A 16158-nucleotide genomic window follows, 5' to 3' on the forward strand; every position below is an offset into this window, starting at 1 on the left:
CAGCGATGAAGGCAACGATGTAGCAGATGGTAGCAGTTAAGAGGGTAGGAATCATCAAGACGCCGAACCAACCGATATAAATCCGGTTGTCTGTGCTTGTGACCCACTCGCAGAACCGTTCCCAGACGTTGGCGCTTTCGCGCTGTTGTAAGGTTGTTGTCATGGTTTTATGATTGCTGTATTTGGTTGTCAATGTTCGGATGATGTCTCTATTATTACGGCTATCACTAAGATTTGTAAAGGGGTGTAACGACAGTTAAACTGATGACGATTATAAGCTGGGCTTATATATAGTAGGCGGGCATGGGGCAACTCCCCCATCCCCCCTTGCGGGGTGCGGGGACTGGGCATCGGGCATCAGGCACGGTGACTATATATATGGGATATTTGGGTTGAGGTGCGCTCTCGATCGCCAGAGTGCAAGTTCTATATCTAATGTGCTACAAACTGGCTGTAGCTGGTTTTGAAATCAAAATTGCTGGTATCCTTTAATGCAACGTTTTCCTTGTATATTTTCTTTCTTTTCAGGTTCAGGCTTCCTCGATTTGGGTTTTGAGTCGATCGGCTTTAATGTAGCTTATGTAAATGAAATATTCTCGCCATTCATCCAAGCATACCGTCACTCTCGCCAGTGTCTAAATTTGCCACAGCCCGAATACGGACACTGCGAAGGAGAGGAAGCAGATGTGACTCGACTTGTAGAGGGAAAACCAGCACTTCACTTGCGGGAATTGATGCAAGATGCTCGCAAAAATCACGAGATTATTGGATTTATTGCCGGGCCGCCTTGTCCTGACTTTTCAATCGGTGGCAAAAACCGAGGTGGGGAAGGAGATAAAGGCAAACTTTCAGCTTCGTATATTGAATTAATTTGCCAACAGCAGCCTGATTTCTTTGTGTTTGAAAATGTTAAAGGTTTGTGGAGAACAAAAAAGCATAAAGCGTTTTATGACGAACTCAAGCATCTGTTGGCTGAGGCAGGATATCTCTTTGTGGAACGTTTAATTAATGCGATCGAATATGGTGTGCCACAAGATAGAGATCGAATTATTTTAATCGGTTTCCGAAAGCATCTTGTCAAAGATATGGGGATTTCCTTAGATAAAAATAGCCAAATGCTACCTGAAGGCGTATTTCCTTGGTCAAGTCAGATTTTATATCCCAAATCTGAAGTTTTTTCTCATCCTTGGCCTGAGACTGATGCTTTTGTTTGCGATGGTTTTTTGCATTGTCCTGATTGTATTCCCCAAGAGTTGACCGTTGAGTTTTGGCTGAAAAAAAATGATGTAATTAACCATCCGAATGCGGAACATTATTTTCAACCAAGAGCGGGGATTAAAAGGTTTGCTGCTGTCGATGAGGGAGATGATTCTAAAAAATCTTACAAGCGTTTGCACAGGTGGCGTTATTCGCCGACTGCTTGTTATGGTAATAACGAAGTTCACTTGCACCCTTACAAAGTTCGCAGGCTTTCTGTTGCAGAAACGCTGGCTATTCAGTCACTACCTAAAAAATTTGCACTGCCCGAAAATATGACATTAACTAATATGTTTAAAACCGTGGGAAATGGAGTTCCTTATTTAGCAGCGCGCGGGATAGCTCGAACAATTTATCAGTTTTTATGTCGAAAATCAATAGATAAATAAGTGCCAATATATAGTCCTAAATGATTCGTAAATATTTTTACCCCACCCCAACCCTCCCCTTAGTAACGGGAGGGAGTAAGAAATTCAACAATGATTTAGGATTGCTATATCTCATAAACTCGTTTTTTTTGTAGATTGGTCGTGACGACAAAGCAAAATTCGTAGAAACCGGGTTTCTCGCCCCCATCTGTAACAAGTTTATGGCCGCACCCCACACAGGCTAGGGGTTGCTGAGAGCAGTTTGAAAAATGAGTATTTATAGCAAATAGATTTTGGTGCGTGAGGCGTGGTTCTCATATTTATTTATGGCTGGCGCAAGTTAATCGGGGTGCTTCACCAACCCTAAAAATTGGTGAAAGTGGTTTTTTTAATGAATTAATAAAAATAAAAGTTCATAAATAGTTTACATTTGTTATATAATAGTTGGTTAAGGTTGAAAACCTAGATTTTTTATTTGCCTGCAATTCGCCATGACTGTTAAACCCCGCCGCTATCACATTACCACTTTCGGATGCCAGATGAATAAAGCCGACTCCGAACGGATGGCCGGCATTCTGGAAAATATGGGCTTTGAGTTCTCGGAAGACCCTAACGAAGCTAGCTTGATTCTCTACAATACTTGCACGATTCGCGACAATGCGGAACAAAGAGTTTATTCTAATCTGGGAAGACAGGCTCACCGCAAGCGCCAGGAACCGGGTTTAACTTTAATTGTAGCAGGATGCGTGGCGCAGCAAGAAGGTGAAGCGCTCCTACGCAGAGTGCCGGAATTAGACTTGGTAATGGGGCCACAACACGCGAATCGGCTTGAAGATTTACTGGAACAAGTGTTCGAGGGAAATCAAGTTGTGGCCACTGAAGCTGTTGAGATTATGGAGGATATTACTAAGCCTCGCCGCGATAGTAAGGTGACGGCTTGGGTGAATGTAATTTATGGTTGTAATGAACGTTGCACTTATTGTGTTGTGCCGAATGTGCGCGGGGTTGAACAGTCGCGAATGCCGGAGGCTATCCGGGCCGAAATGGAAGAGTTGGGCCGTCAAGGTTACAAGGAAGTAACTTTGTTGGGGCAGAATATTGATGCTTACGGACGCGATTTGCCTGGGACAAAACCGGACGGCAGCAACCAGCATACTTTGACGGATTTGCTTTATTTTGTGCAGGATGTTCCTGGAGTCGATCGCCTGCGATTTGCTACTAGCCATCCCCGCTATTTTACGGAAAGATTAATTAAGGCTTGTGCGGAATTACCCCAGGTTTGCGAACATTTTCATATTCCTTTTCAGTCTGGCGACAATGATATTTTGAAGGCGATGTCGCGGGGCTATACTCAGGAGAAATACCTGCGAATTATTGATACAATTCGCCGTTATATGCCGGATGCTTCGATTACTGCTGATGCGATTGTGGGCTTTCCTGGGGAGACGGAGGCGCAGTTTGAGAAGACTTTGAAGTTGATTGAAGATGTTGGTTTCGATTTGGTGAATACGGCGGCTTATTCGCCACGCCCAGGCACACCGGCCGCTTTGTGGGAAAATCAGTTGAGTGAGGAGGTGAAGGCCGATCGCCTACAACGGATTAATCATGTGGTGACAACAACGGCTATGGAGCGATCGCAACGCTATTTCGGACGTGTTGAAGAGGTATTAGTCGAAGTCCAAAATCTCAAAGTACCCAGTCAGGTGATGGGGCGGACTCGCGGCAATCGTCTGACTTTTTTTAAGGGTGATATTGCTGAATTAGCGGGTAAAATAGTGCGGGTTAAGATTACAGATATTCGCGCTTTTAGCTTGACTGGGGAAATGGTGGAAAATTGGTGAAGTCTTCTAAGAAGATGTATTTTTTTTTACCGCAGAGAGCGCAGAGGACACAGAGGAGGAGTGGAATGGAGGGGATATGTAGTCTTAAAGCGGTTTGTCTGTGCGTTAGTTGCGCTCTCTCCGTGTATATTTGTCAAGAAGTGCTAGGAGTAGGGAAAAAATGACAAAAATACGGGTCGGGCTGTTATTCGGCGGGCGATCGGGGGAACACGAAGTCTCAATTAGTTCCGCAAGGGCGATCGCGCGAGCTCTTGCTTCGGACGAAAATGCCACCAAGTACGAAGTTCAGCCCTTCTATATCCAAAAAGACGGCCGCTGGTTGTCGGGAACAATACCTCAAGAAGTTTTAGCAGCCGGACAACCTCTGGAAATAAATCCAGCAGGAACAGATAATGAGTCTGTTTTCTCTCGTGAATTTCCTAGTTTCAATGACATAGATGTTTTTTTTCCTGTTCTGCACGGACCAAACGGCGAAGACGGTACGGTGCAAGGGTTACTGAAATTAATGCAAATTCCGTTTGTGGGTTCCGGGGTTTTAGCTTCGGCGATGGGAATGGATAAAATTGCGATGAAAATGGCCTTTGCTCACGCAGGTTTGCCGCAGGTAAAATACATCGCGGTTAATCGTTCGGAAATCTGGTCTAATCCTTGTGTTTTCCCGAAACTGTGCGACAAAATTGAGGAAACTTTGGGCTATCCTTGCTTTGTGAAGCCTGCTAATTTGGGTTCGTCGGTGGGAATTTCTAAAGTGCGATCGCGCGCCGAATTAGAAGCTGCTCTCGACAGTGCTGCTAGTTACGATCGCCGGATAATTGTGGAAGCTGGTGTAGTTGCTAGAGAATTAGAATGTGCGGTTTTGGGTAATGACAATCCCCAAGCTTCCACGGTGGGAGAAATTAGTTTTAGCAGCGATTTTTATGATTACGAAACTAAGTATACCCAAGGGCAAGCTGATTTGTCAATTCCGGCCCAGGTAAGTAGTGCCATCATTTCAAAAATTAAAGAAATGGCCGTGCAAGCATTTTTAGCAGTAGACGGAGCTGGTCTAGGCAGAGTAGACTTTTTTTACGTTGAATCTACAGGAGAAGTTTTGATTAATGAAATCAACACCTTTCCCGGCTTCACTGCTACCAGTATGTATCCCCAACTTTGGGAAGCTTCGGGTATTTCTTTCTCGGAATTAGTAGACTGTTTAATTCAATTAGCTCTCTGAGCGCCACGGCGAGAAATCTTGAATCGCGAACCTTAAACGGTAAACTACCAAGATCCAAAAATAAATTATTCCGCAGGTTATATATCCTTACCTGCGGAAACGAGATAAGATTGTTGTGGGAGCAGGTTTTGGTGTAAAACCAAATTTTCGCTGCCAGCTCAACAACTGGGAATTTTCCATTAGGCAGGTATGAGTAAATGAGAGCGACAAACATTAGGGTTCAACTTAACTCTAGAATCTCAGGTTTTAAATCCGTTAACTTAAATGAGACCTTTCACTAAATTACCGCAGTGGTGGATTTATGGATTGTTATTCCCCCTAGCAATACTCAACTGCTGGTTAGCCCTCCTAGTCTTTGAATATTTTCGCGCCCTGATTACTGTTTTAGTTATCGCTACAGTGCTGTCTTTTTTGCTAGATTACCCAGTCCGGTTTCTGTCGAGTTATGGCATGAAGCGCGATCGGGCGGTTTTGTCAGTATTACTTGTTACTTTATTCGTACTGGTGGTTTTAGGCCTGACTCTGGCTCCGATTCTACTAACTCAACTCACCGAACTTGCAACCAGACTGCCGACTTGGATCGTTTCTGGCACCGAACAGATTGAAGCCTTCCACAAATGGGCAGAAAATCGTAATCTACGTATAGATGTTAGTGGTTTGACTACTCAATTGAGCGATCGACTTTCGGCTCAATTGCAGTCTCTAACCGGGGAAATTCTGAAATTTGGCTTAGGCGCAGCAGACAGTCTATTGAACTTTCTCCTCACAATAGTTCTGACATTTTACTTGCTGTTGCATGGCGATAAAGTTTGGGAAGGCTTGTTTAAATGGTTGCCCTCCAAGCTGAGTCTCCAATTGCGAGAATTGCTACCGCGAAGCTTTCACAACTACTTCGTTGGACAGGCAACTTTAGCAAGTTTGATGGGACTTTCCATGACGGTTGCTTTTTTAATTTTGCGAGTTCCCTTCGGCCTATTGTTTGGTTTGGGCGTGGGTGTCATGACTCTAATTCCTTTTGGAGCACCTTTTAGTATTTGCATGGTTAGTTTGCTAATCACACTTAACAACTTTTGGCTGGGAGTGACAGTTTTGGCCGTGGCTACAGTCATCGATCAATTAATTGAAAATGCAGTAGCCCCTAGGCTGATGGGCAGTTTTATTGGTCTCAATCCCGTCTGGATTTTAGTTTCGCTCCTGGTGGGAATCAAGGTGGGTGGAGTAGTTGGTTTGTTGGTGGCTGTGCCGATGGCTGGTTTTATTAAGAATGCTGTTGATGCTGTGGAACATTCCAGAAACCTCTCGAAAGAAAGTAATGCGGGAGTTTTTGTTGAGTCTGCCGATCGATAAACTGGCTAATTTCGTTGTCAAAAGTGTGAAAAATTCCTGGCGAATGCGGAATCTCCACGTCAGGGGCCGTAGTTTTGATTGTTGAAGCATCAGCCAATTAGCCAGTGCTGCCTGAGTTCGGCTCCAAATCTCCGCCACCGGTGGAAACCAAAGTTGACCATACCTAGCACGGTTTCTACCCCAAGGTGTAGGGTAAATTCCCCAAACAAACAGAGGTAAAAAATGCTTCAATTTAAGTTATATCGTTTCCGGCTGCATCGGAATGATTTAACCTTACTAGAACGCAGAGAACACAGAGGGAGATAAGAGAGATGAATAATTCCGATGTTACCGGATTTGATATTAAAGCTTCTTTCGTTTGATAGCAACCTTATCGATGTCTCCCGAATTTTTTCCTGGGTCTAACCATTGATTATCTTGCTTCTGCCATAACTTAATTTAGTAGGTACTACCAATGAAAAACCCTAATTATAATTACCGCTCTGATTCCAATCAAATCAATATTACCGAAACCCAAAATATGCCTAATCAAACTCAGCATCATCGCCGTTTGTCTTTACCGAAAAAACTGGCTTTTTTATCTTTGATTTTGATCGGTTCCACGGCTACTGTTGGGTGCAATGCCCTAACTTCGCAAGTGCCGGGGAGTTCTAATGCTATCAAAGGTGAAACCTCAAGTCCAGCGCCCATTGCAGCAGTTCCTGTTAATATACTGCCCTCTCAAGACTCTAATTTTGTGACAAAAGTAGTGCAGCAAGTCGGCCCAGCAGTGGTACGGATTAATTCCTCTCGCACAGTGAAGAGCCAACAACCTGATGTTTTAGAAGACCCATTTTTCCGTCGTTTCTTTGGCTCAGAATCTCCGAGTGCGCCACAAAATCGGGTCGAACGGGGTTCAGGTTCGGGTTTTGTTTTTGGTTCCGATGGTCGCATTTTGACTAACGCTCACGTTGTTGATGGTGCGGATACGGTGACGGTAAAACTGAAAGATGGTCGGGAATTTGTCGGCAAAGTTTTAGGTATAGATACAGTGACAGATGTGGCTGTGGTTAAAATTGAAGCTAACAATTTGCCTGTGGTTAGTTTGGGTAAATCGGAAGAGTTGCAGCCTGGTGAATGGGCGATCGCGATCGGCAATCCCCTCGGTTTGGACAATACTGTAACGGTGGGGATTATTAGCGCTACAGGTCGTTCTAGCTCGGATGTGGGTGTTCCCGACAAGCGCGTCAGCTTTATTCAAACTGATGCTGCGATTAATCCTGGTAATTCCGGCGGCCCATTGCTAAACCAACGCGGTCAAGTTATTGGCATGAATACGGCGATTATTCAAGGTGCTCAGGGATTGGGTTTTGCTATTCCGATCGATCGAGCACAACAAATTGCCGAGGAGTTAGCAACAACAGGTAAAGCCGAACATCCTTATCTGGGCGTTCGGATGTTGAGTATTACTCCCGAAGTCAAGGCCGAATTTAATAAAAATCCCAACACTAAATTGAGGCTGACGGAAGATAAAGGTGTGTTAGTTTTGGGAATTGTGAAAGATTCTCCGGCGGCACAAGCTGGTGTTCGCGTTGCTGATGTGATCAAAAAAATTAATGGTCAAGAAGTCAGCGATGCTGGTAGCGTACAGCAAATTGTGGAGAAAAGTAAGGTTGGTAGCGATATGCAGCTTGAGTTGAGTCGTGGCGGACAAGCTGTGACTGTGGCTGTGAAATCTGGTGCTTTTCCAGCGAATCAGAAGCAGCAGTAGCATCTAAAAAATAGGACACCCAGATCCCCGACTTCTTCAAGAAGTCGGGGATCTAATCGTTCCACCCGTGCGTAAGTCTTCAAAGAAACCGGGTTTTTTACCACATCTGCGCGCCACAACGAAGTATTCTCAAAAAAACCCGGTTTCTGAACCCCCATGCGTAAGTCCTATTGGTATAATTGACAAGTATTTATATTTGTTATTAAGAGGTAGAAACATGGCTCATATTAATCGGCGGCGTCCTGAGAATATTAGTGGTAATTTTTATGTAGACAGTACCTGCATTAGCTGCGATACTTGTCGGTGGATGGCCCCGGAAGTATTTGTGGAAGTGGGAGAACAATCGGCGGTTTACCATCAGCCAACTAACGAGACTGAAGAAAGGCGATCGCTCGCAGCTCTTTTGTCTTGTCCCACAAGTTCGATCGGCACTGTGGACAAACCAAAAAATATCAAGGAAGTTCAGCAACATTTGCCAGCACTCGTAGCAGAAAATATCTACCACTGTGGCTACCATTCCGAGAAATCCTACGGTGCTGCTAGCTATTTAATTGTCCGCCCAGAGGGCAATATTTTGGTCGATTCTCCTCGTTTTGTGCCGCCGCTAGTTAAAAATATCGAAGCCATGGGGGGGATTCGCTATCTGTACTTGACTCACCGGGATGATGTGGCAGATCATCAACAATACCGAGACCATTTTGGCTGCGATCGCATTTTGCATAGTGACGAAGTTAATGCGGGTACTCGCAGTGTAGAAATTCAATTGTCTGGGAACGAACCGCATCAAATAGCAGATGATTTGTTGATTATTGCAGTACCTGGTCACACGAAAGGTCACACAGTTTTACTTTATAATAACAAGTTTTTGTTTAGTGGCGATCATCTCGCTTGGTCAGAAAGTTTGCAGCATTTGATTGGATTTCGCCAAGTCTGTTGGTATTCTTGGGAAGCACAAATCAAATCCATGCAGAATTTGGCTAATTATGACTTTGAATGGGTGTTACCTGGGCACGGTCGCAGGTATCATGCTGAGGTGGAAATTATGCGAGAGCAAATGCAGCAGTGTATTGCTTGGATGCTCGATGCTTGACAGGAGAAAGAATACATCATGACTAAACCTGACACACTAAGATCGAGTTGTAGAGTGCGTCAGGTGAATTTCGGGAAGTCTATTTCGCGACTGATTTTAGCCGATCGCCCAAACTGGATTTTTTTGCCCCCATTAATGTTGTTGGGGCGGGTTTTACCCTAAATATTTGCATCCCATTCAAATAATAAATAAACCCGCTCCAATTCAGCGACTTAAGCTACTAAAAAAGCCGCACACTCCACATGAGAAGTCTGAGGAAAGAAATCAGCAGGCTGCACCCGCACCAATTTATAATCCCCATTTTCACACAAAATTTTCAAGTCGCGAGCCAAAGTAGCCGGCTTGCAGCTAATATAAACAATCCGACTCGGTTTAATTTGCTTAATAGTTTCTAAAACCGAGCGATCGCACCCCTTACGCGGCGGATCTAACAACACAATATCCGGCACAACATCCAACTGTGGCAGTAACTTTTCCACAGTTCCAACCTTAAATGTCACATTTTTCAAGCCATTTAATTCAGCATTTAAATCCGCTTGGGCGATCGCCTCAGCTTGCACTTCCAAACCTACAGCTTTTTGCACTTGTTTCGCCAGCGGCAAGGTAAAAGTGCCAATCCCGCAATAAGCATCCACCAAAACCTCATTTCCCTGCAAATTCAATTCCGCTACAATCGCCTGCAACAAACCCTCAGCCGCCTCTGTATTCACCTGAAAAAAAGTATCCGCCCTTAACTGAAACTCCAAACCAGCAAACTCTTCTCGCAGATAAGCACGACCGACAATACAGCGAGTTTCCGCACCAAAAATCACATTAGTTTTGGCAGAATTGATATTCAAACAAACACCAGTCAGTTCAGGATAGCGCTTCAACCAATCAGAGGCTTGGGCTTCCAGTCCGGGCAAATCTCCTGTCCGAACGATTAAAGTTAGTAACATCTCGCCGGTGCGTCGTCCAATTCGCAAAGATAAGTGACGCAATTCTCCTGTATGCTGCTTTTCATCATACACAGGCCAATCTCGCCAGTGTATGTCTTCTTTCACGTCTTTTAATAAAGGATTTAGCCTGGGGTCTTGGACTGGACACTGATTCAAATTAACTAATTTGTGAGTGCTTTTTTGATAGTAACCCGCTTGAACTTGACCTGTGACAGATATGCCTAAAGGATAGGTTGCTTTGTTGCGGTATCCCAAAAATTGGGGGAAATTATCTATTTTTCCGGCTAAAATTTCATCTACTCGCAAATCGCTAAAGCCGCCAATGCGTTCTAAAGCTTGAATGACTTGATTTTGTTTAGCTGTAAGCTGATAATCATAATCTACGTGCTGCCACTGACAGCCACCGCACTTGTCTGCGACAATACAGTTGGGTCGGATGCGGTGTTCCGATGCTTCCAGAAGCGTGTCCAGCTTACCTGTAGCATAGGTGGATTTGACTTGCATGAGGCGGACAAGAACTCGATCGCCCGGAACAGTGTCAGCCACAAACACCACAAGCTGACCAAAACGGCCAACTCCGTCGCCGGTATCGGCCAAGTCAGTAATCTCTATTTCTATCAGTTGACCTTGCTGGCAAGGGTTTACCGATTTCGATTTGGGTATGGGGAATTTAGATTGGTTCATTAATATTGTTCTGAATGCTTTAAGGTTGAAGCATTTTAAATCTATTATCCCATCAAAATAGGACTTAGGCAAAAAAAAGATTTTGAGTAATAGGTAATAGGTAATTGGCAATTGGTAATTGGTAATTGATAATAAATATCTCCCATAATTAAAGCGCAACCTTTCAGTCAGGTTGCGCTTTTTTTTAAGAAACTAATAGTCCCCTCTAATTAGTGAGCAGAACCGTTACCATGATACTTGTCGCTGTCGTAGAATCCGTTTTTTGTGCCGAAGAATAAACAGCACACGGTGAAAACGGCTGTCAAGACTGCTAAAACTAACTTAACGTCCATAATTTACCTTCTTTGGTTCAGTGAGTGGAAATACTCAAATTGTAGAGTCTTTTTGGCTAGCGCGGCCATCTACTAGGGTAGCGCCAGATTTACTTGGCTGTAGTCTGGTCCGAAAGTTTCCTGACGGGGAGACGATTCGGGCCATGATTGTGGAAACCGAAGCCTATGGGCCATTCGATCCCGCTTGTCACGCTTACGCGCGCCGAACTCCTCGCAACGAGGCGATGTTCGGCCCTGCGGGGAGGATTTATGTTTACCGAAAAAAGGGGTCTAAAGCCCCGTCACTTCGGCGAAGCTCACTTCGGCGAAGCTCAGTGCATCGCCTTCGCTTGACGGCTTTGTAAAGCTTTGCAAACCTCAAGGAAATATTATATCAATTGAAGTAATATAAGTTAGGAGGTAAAACCATGCTAGTTTTTGAGTTTAAAGCCTACGGGAAATCCGATCAGTTCTCTGCGGTAGATGAAGCAATTCGGACAGCGCAATTTGTCCGAAATAGCTGTATTCGGCTGTGGATGGATAATCAAAAGATTGGGCAATACGACTTGCAGAAATACTGTGCCGTACTGGCTCATGAATTCCCGTTTGCATCAGAACTCAACTCAATGGCCAGACAAGCTAGTGCCGAAAGGGCATGGTCTGCCATCTCTCGATTTTACGACAACTGTAAAAAGAAAACTCCCGGCAAAAAAGGGTATCCGCAGTTTCAAAAAGACTGTCGTTCTGTCGAGTATAAAACTAGCGGATGGAAACTCGCTGAAAATAGAAAGTCTATCACCTTTAGCGACAAAAAAAGGATAGGCAAGCTTAGACTAAAAGGTACTCGCGACCTGCATTTTTATCAAATTAGCCAAATCAAACGGGTGAGATTGGTAAAAAGGGCTACGGGAGTATACGTTCAGTTTTGTATTGACGTTGACAGGAAGGAGAATACTGAACCAACAGGCAAGACTGTGGGTTTAGACATGGGATTGAAGGAATATTACACCGATTCAAACGGAGTAATGGTTGAAAATCCCAAGTTCCTCAGAGCAGGTGAAAAGGTTCTGAAGCGGTGTCAGCGTCGCTTATCAAGGAAGGTAAAAGGTTCAAAAAATAGAGGCAAGGCTAGGCAGATTTTAGGTAAACGCCATCTCAAAATAAGTAGGCAGCGTAAAGACCATGCTGTGAAATTAGCACGGTGCGTAGTTCAGTCTAACGACTTCATAGCCGTGCGTTAATTTGAGAATTAAAAATATGGTAAAAAATCAATGTCTAGCTAAGTCGATTAACGACGCTTCTTGGTATCAGTTCCGTGTCTGGCTTGAATATTTTGGTAAAGTATTTGAGAGAGTCACGGTGGCTGTCAACCCAGCATATACCAGCCAAGAATGCTATAGCTGCGGTGAAATTGTGAAAAAAACTTTATCCACAAGAACTCATATTTGTAAATGTGGTTGTGCGATGGATAGAGATGAAAACGCAGCTAGAAACATCCTAAGTCGAGGATTGGGTACGGTAGGGCATACCGGAACCTTTGCACTTGATGCAAGCAACGCTTTAGGAGAATTAACCTCTACTTTGGTTGGAGAAATCCAGTCGCAAGCAAGTTGACTCGTAGATTAAAGAATCAAGAGTGCGTTCACGCGCCCAGAGTGTCAAGGGATGTATCATTGCTTGAATGTCGTAACGGATGCAGACGGAGTTGCTAGCACTGTGTTAATTAGAGCTTTACAGCTAGATGCAGTTCCCCAAAGATTCTCCCACCTCCCCGAAAAGGTGCGATCGCGCCTCGCCTCTGGGCCTGGCAAACTGTGTAAGGTACTTGAGATCGATCGAACTTGGAATGGTTTAGCTTTGGGTACGGGGGAAGCGCTGCGGCTGGAACACCGGAGTGAGGAATTTCAGCAGGCGATCGAGTCAGGTACGATTAATATCGTGCAAACTACGCGGATTGGGATTTCTCAAGGAATGGATTTACCTTGGCGTTGGTATCTAGGGAACTATCCGGCCGTGTCTAAATTCTAGTAATCTCAAAATGTCAGTGTAAATTTTGTCACTTATCTCAATCAAATTATGGCTTACTCTTCTGAAAATCCGATCGTACAACTCAAGAAATGCCTAACGCTAGCCCAGGATGTTAGCAGTCACGCCGAAGCAAACCGAGCCTTCGAGCAATTATGTGGGATTATCGATGCTGAAAACCCAATGGCGGCGCAACTTTTGGAGATGTTATGGCAAGAGGCGATTATAGCTAGGCGATCGGCTTTATTTTGGCAACAAATGAGCGATGTTGAGAAAGATATGGCGAATAAAATGATGGAAAATATGACGCAGATGCGGCAAAATTATTTGCGATTGATGCAGGAAATGTAAGATTGGGTAATGGGGAATGGGTAATTGCTAATGGGTAATTAGTAATTGCCCGGACTCCGATCGCCAAGGAGAAAAACGCATAACATAAGCAGATTTAACTCCAGCGAAACTCATCGTCCACCAGGCAATATGTGCATATTGAGCGCATTTAAAATGGTATTGTAGGGTGCGTAGGGGCGAATGGCCATTCGCCCGTGCGTAGGGGCGAATAGCCATTCGCCCGTACTGACGCACCCTACATGGATAGTTAGTGGTTTAAATGCGTAATACCAATTTAATGGGTCGTTGCACATATTCCGATCCCCCTAAATCCCCCTTAAGAAGGGGGACTTTGATTGGACTCTTGTCCCCCCCTTCTTAAGGGGGGTTAGGGGGGATCGAATTCTATGCAGCTTCATAAAAAATTGGTATAACAGCTTATATATTAAGGGGTTTTTGTCAGCAATATCAACCGAAAGCTAAATCTAAAAAAAGGTTTTTTTGGGGGAATGTTTTATTGCCCAAGTTAACTAAAGCTCCGCCTAAAAGTGGGGAAAAGAAAACTAAAAATCCCCCAAAAAAAGATGAGGATGCTCAAAGATTGTGGGAGATTTGGTTAGAAAATAATCCTGAAATTATGGCTGTTGCTGAAAAGTTTATCTTCGCTAATTGTTACAGTCCTAAATTTATGGCGGTTTTTTTAAATCATTATTCCTTTTATTAGCTTTTTCGCGCTTCTCTAGGATTCTTGTCTTTATATTCCTACTTTTTGCCTAACTTCTGTATTCTATGTAACAATTTATTGATGATTTTTAAAACAACAGAGAGAGGAACAGTCATCTTGTCTGTTTCTCTCTTTTTTTCGAACCCCCTGGTAGGTAATGAAATCCTCAAAACCTAGGAAATTGTGTGGGGCAATTCAATTGGTGCTGAAATCTTGGCGATCGCTAAAGATAAGATATGGTAGTCTCGTCATCACGAAGATAAGAAGTCGGTAGTCTTGTTATTTATGATGGTGCTTGTTATAACACCGCTCGGTGGTGGTGCAAATTCCTTTCGTATTGCTTGTACCGCTTGCTGTACCAATTCCGTCTCTGGATTTATGTTGGATTTCTTTTGGATTTCTTTACCATATGCGTCAATTTCTTCGATGTGATATTTACAACAATTTTTTGTCTATCAATGTAGTAATAGGAAACGCCTTGTACGGGCGAATGGCCATTCGCCCCTACGGACCCTACAATACTATTTTTTTACCTAACGCCTTGTACGGGCGAATGGCCATTCGCCCCTACGGACCCTACAATACCTATAAATGCGTAACAGCTTACTTCATTAAAGCAGCGCCCCGATTATAAAGTTCCCGCGCATAATCAGTCCAAGTTCCCTGTCCCCAATAGCGGAAACAACTTGTTTGCACCAACAAATTGTAAAGCAAAGCTTGTTGATATTCAAACTGCTTAGTAACCGCCGCATCTTCCTGCACCAGCGGGTCATATTTTCTGTGAAATGCTGCGCTAAGTTGATTCATCGGTTCCAAGACATTTTCGTAGCCTTTCACCCAACTCAAATCGTTAGTCCAAGAAGCACCATCCATGTGAAAATTGTGGTCGGTTTGCTTGATTTTGACGATCGCACTTTCCACCTTTTCCGGTGTCGTACTATCAGGATCGACTAATTGCCAGATTTTGTGCTGGTTAACCCCTTGACAAATCGGATAATCATCAGGATTAACCCCCGCCGCCTCAATGAGTTCCAAATATTCAGTACCATTTAAACCGACAACCCCAGATTTTCCGCCACCTTGTTCCCGGTTTTCGTGCCAAGCTTTGACAAAGGCGCTGGGGAATTCATTCATCATCACCCCACCATTTTCGCCATCAGCAATCTGAGTGACTAAAGAAGGAATTGTGACATTACCAATTTGCTGTTTATTACGTCCTTTTGCTTCGTAATAAGGCTGCATTTGACCGACCAATTTTGTATCAGAACCTTGAGTTTTAATCAAAGCCGTGATGCTAATTGTTTCGCCGTGAGAATTGCGCGCCATCAAACGATTGGGAATATATTTTTGGTCTTGCGACAATCCCGAACCATCAATGTTTTCGACAGAATGTTCCTGCACCATCAGCCAGCGGTAGCCGCATTCTTTCAAAGCTTTGATGTATTCATAAAGCGTGTCAGGATGATTGGGAAAGTGCATTTCTGGGGGCGAAAAACCTTTGACGCGCTTCAGGGCATCTATGCCAAAAATGGCGGCAAAATGATGTTGCCATGCTTGAATGTGGAGTTTGATGTCGGGAATTGGAGTTGAAGGAATGACGGCGTGACTCCACATTGTCCCCAGCCATTCTACGTGAGGTTGATATTGTGGATCGCAGGTAATGCGCTTGAGATTATCAAAAATATCGTCACGTCCCATTTGGCGCAATCCCCACAATAAATTGCCCGAATAGTCAAGCATAATGCGCGGGTTGCAACCTTCAGCAATCAGTTGGGGAATGAATTCTCCCATGCGGGAATAGCACCAAGCAAAGACTCCGGCGTTGTGATTGTCTCCTTGGTTGGGATGTTCAAACATATTCTGAAGATTGCTGATTAGTTCGCCGTTTGCACCGGCCGGAATTGTGGGCTGGTGCATATGGAGGGCGCAGGCGAATCCGGCTTGAATATTTTCGAGGCGGAGGTTTGTCGTAGGTAGAAAGACTGGTTCATTGCTATTGACTGCGGCGCTAATTTCTGCTTCGGAGCCGCAAATGTTGGGCAATCCTGAATTGATTTCGTTTAAAATGGATGAGTTGGGGGATTGTGCGATCGCAGGCATAAAACTTTCCTCAATATTTGTGGAGCGGTACTGTCTGCTATTGCTAATACCAATTTAATGTGAAGTTGCATATATCTCGATCCCCCTAAATCCCCACCCCCCCCTAGCCCCCCCCAAGGGGGGAAGGGGGACTTTGAGAAGAATCTTGTCCCCCCCTTATTAAGGGGGGCTAGGGGGGAT

General features: G+C 44.2%; 13 protein-coding genes and 2 pseudogenes. 10 read left to right on the forward strand and 5 right to left on the reverse strand.

Going from position 1 to position 16158, the window contains the following annotated elements; translation table 11 throughout:
- A pseudogene (locus tag ACBR23_RS15965) lies at positions 1 to 163 on the reverse strand (photosystem II q(b) protein); the annotation flags it as partial.
- A gap of 328 nt (positions 164 to 491) precedes the next feature.
- Here ACBR23_RS15965 and ACBR23_RS15970 point away from each other — a divergent pair.
- The 6 genes from ACBR23_RS15970 to ACBR23_RS15995 all read left to right on the forward strand — a co-directional run bounded on the left by ACBR23_RS15970 (position 492) and on the right by ACBR23_RS15995 (position 8866).
- Positions 492 to 1646 carry a DNA cytosine methyltransferase gene (locus ACBR23_RS15970; protein ID WP_371119911.1) on the forward strand — a complete coding sequence of 385 codons (1155 nt, stop codon included), beginning with the start codon at positions 492 to 494 and terminating at the stop codon, positions 1644 to 1646.
- A 470-nt stretch (positions 1647 to 2116) separates the two neighbouring features.
- Positions 2117 to 3466: a tRNA (N6-isopentenyl adenosine(37)-C2)-methylthiotransferase MiaB gene (gene miaB / locus ACBR23_RS15975; protein ID WP_371119912.1), complete on the forward strand. Its 1350-nt coding sequence runs from the start codon at positions 2117 to 2119 to the stop codon at positions 3464 to 3466.
- A 160-nt stretch (positions 3467 to 3626) separates the two neighbouring features.
- The gene (locus ACBR23_RS15980; RefSeq protein WP_371119913.1) at positions 3627 to 4679 is read left to right on the forward strand and encodes a D-alanine--D-alanine ligase family protein; all 1053 of its coding nucleotides are present in this window, start codon (positions 3627 to 3629) and stop codon (positions 4677 to 4679) included.
- A 264-nt stretch (positions 4680 to 4943) separates the two neighbouring features.
- Complete coding sequence (locus ACBR23_RS15985) at positions 4944 to 6026, forward strand: AI-2E family transporter (protein ID WP_371118114.1); 1083 nt, start codon at positions 4944 to 4946, stop codon at positions 6024 to 6026.
- Between the two features lie 454 nt (positions 6027 to 6480).
- Positions 6481 to 7776, forward strand: a complete 1296-nt coding sequence (locus ACBR23_RS15990) for an HhoA/HhoB/HtrA family serine endopeptidase (RefSeq protein WP_371119914.1) — start codon at positions 6481 to 6483, stop codon at positions 7774 to 7776.
- A 217-nt stretch (positions 7777 to 7993) separates the two neighbouring features.
- Positions 7994 to 8866, forward strand: coding sequence for an MBL fold metallo-hydrolase (locus ACBR23_RS15995; RefSeq protein WP_371119915.1), 873 nt, complete (start codon positions 7994 to 7996; stop codon positions 8864 to 8866).
- A gap of 212 nt (positions 8867 to 9078) precedes the next feature.
- Here ACBR23_RS15995 and rlmD read toward each other — a convergent pair whose 3' ends face one another.
- Both rlmD and ACBR23_RS16005 read right to left on the reverse strand, forming a co-directional pair.
- Positions 9079 to 10488, reverse strand: a complete 1410-nt coding sequence (gene rlmD, locus ACBR23_RS16000) for a 23S rRNA (uracil(1939)-C(5))-methyltransferase RlmD (RefSeq protein ID WP_371117004.1) — start codon at positions 10486 to 10488, stop codon at positions 9079 to 9081.
- Between the two features lie 209 nt (positions 10489 to 10697).
- Entirely contained in the window at positions 10698 to 10820 is a 123-nt protein-coding gene (locus tag ACBR23_RS16005; RefSeq protein ID WP_096830678.1) for a hypothetical protein, read from the reverse strand.
- Positions 10821 to 10840: 20 nt separating this feature from the next.
- Here ACBR23_RS16005 and ACBR23_RS16010 point away from each other — a divergent pair, with 20 nt between their 5' ends.
- From ACBR23_RS16010 to ACBR23_RS16025, 4 genes and pseudogenes are all read left to right on the forward strand, one after another.
- On the forward strand, positions 10841 to 11164 hold the full coding sequence (locus ACBR23_RS16010; protein ID WP_371117005.1) for a DNA-3-methyladenine glycosylase: 324 nt from the start codon (positions 10841 to 10843) through the stop codon (positions 11162 to 11164).
- A gap of 63 nt (positions 11165 to 11227) precedes the next feature.
- A pseudogene (locus tag ACBR23_RS16015) lies at positions 11228 to 12413 on the forward strand (RNA-guided endonuclease InsQ/TnpB family protein).
- A gap of 63 nt (positions 12414 to 12476) precedes the next feature.
- Positions 12477 to 12827: a DNA-3-methyladenine glycosylase gene (locus ACBR23_RS16020; protein WP_371119916.1), complete on the forward strand. Its 351-nt coding sequence runs from the start codon at positions 12477 to 12479 to the stop codon at positions 12825 to 12827.
- Between the two features lie 48 nt (positions 12828 to 12875).
- Positions 12876 to 13175: a hypothetical protein gene (locus ACBR23_RS16025; protein ID WP_340525708.1), complete on the forward strand. Its 300-nt coding sequence runs from the start codon at positions 12876 to 12878 to the stop codon at positions 13173 to 13175.
- Between the two features lie 27 nt (positions 13176 to 13202).
- Here the strand turns inward: ACBR23_RS16025 and ACBR23_RS16030 are convergent, their stop codons facing one another.
- Complete coding sequence (locus ACBR23_RS16030; protein WP_371117008.1) at positions 13203 to 13391, reverse strand: hypothetical protein; 189 nt, start codon at positions 13389 to 13391, stop codon at positions 13203 to 13205.
- 1090 nt (positions 13392 to 14481) lie between these two features.
- Complete coding sequence (locus ACBR23_RS16035) at positions 14482 to 15978, reverse strand: glycosyl hydrolase family 57 (protein WP_371119917.1); 1497 nt, start codon at positions 15976 to 15978, stop codon at positions 14482 to 14484.
- Between the last annotated feature and the right edge of the window lie 180 nt (positions 15979 to 16158).

Origin of the sequence: Microcoleus sp. (genome assembly GCF_041354475.1) — a bacterium.
GTDB lineage: Bacteria > Cyanobacteriota > Cyanobacteriia > Cyanobacteriales > Microcoleaceae > Microcoleus.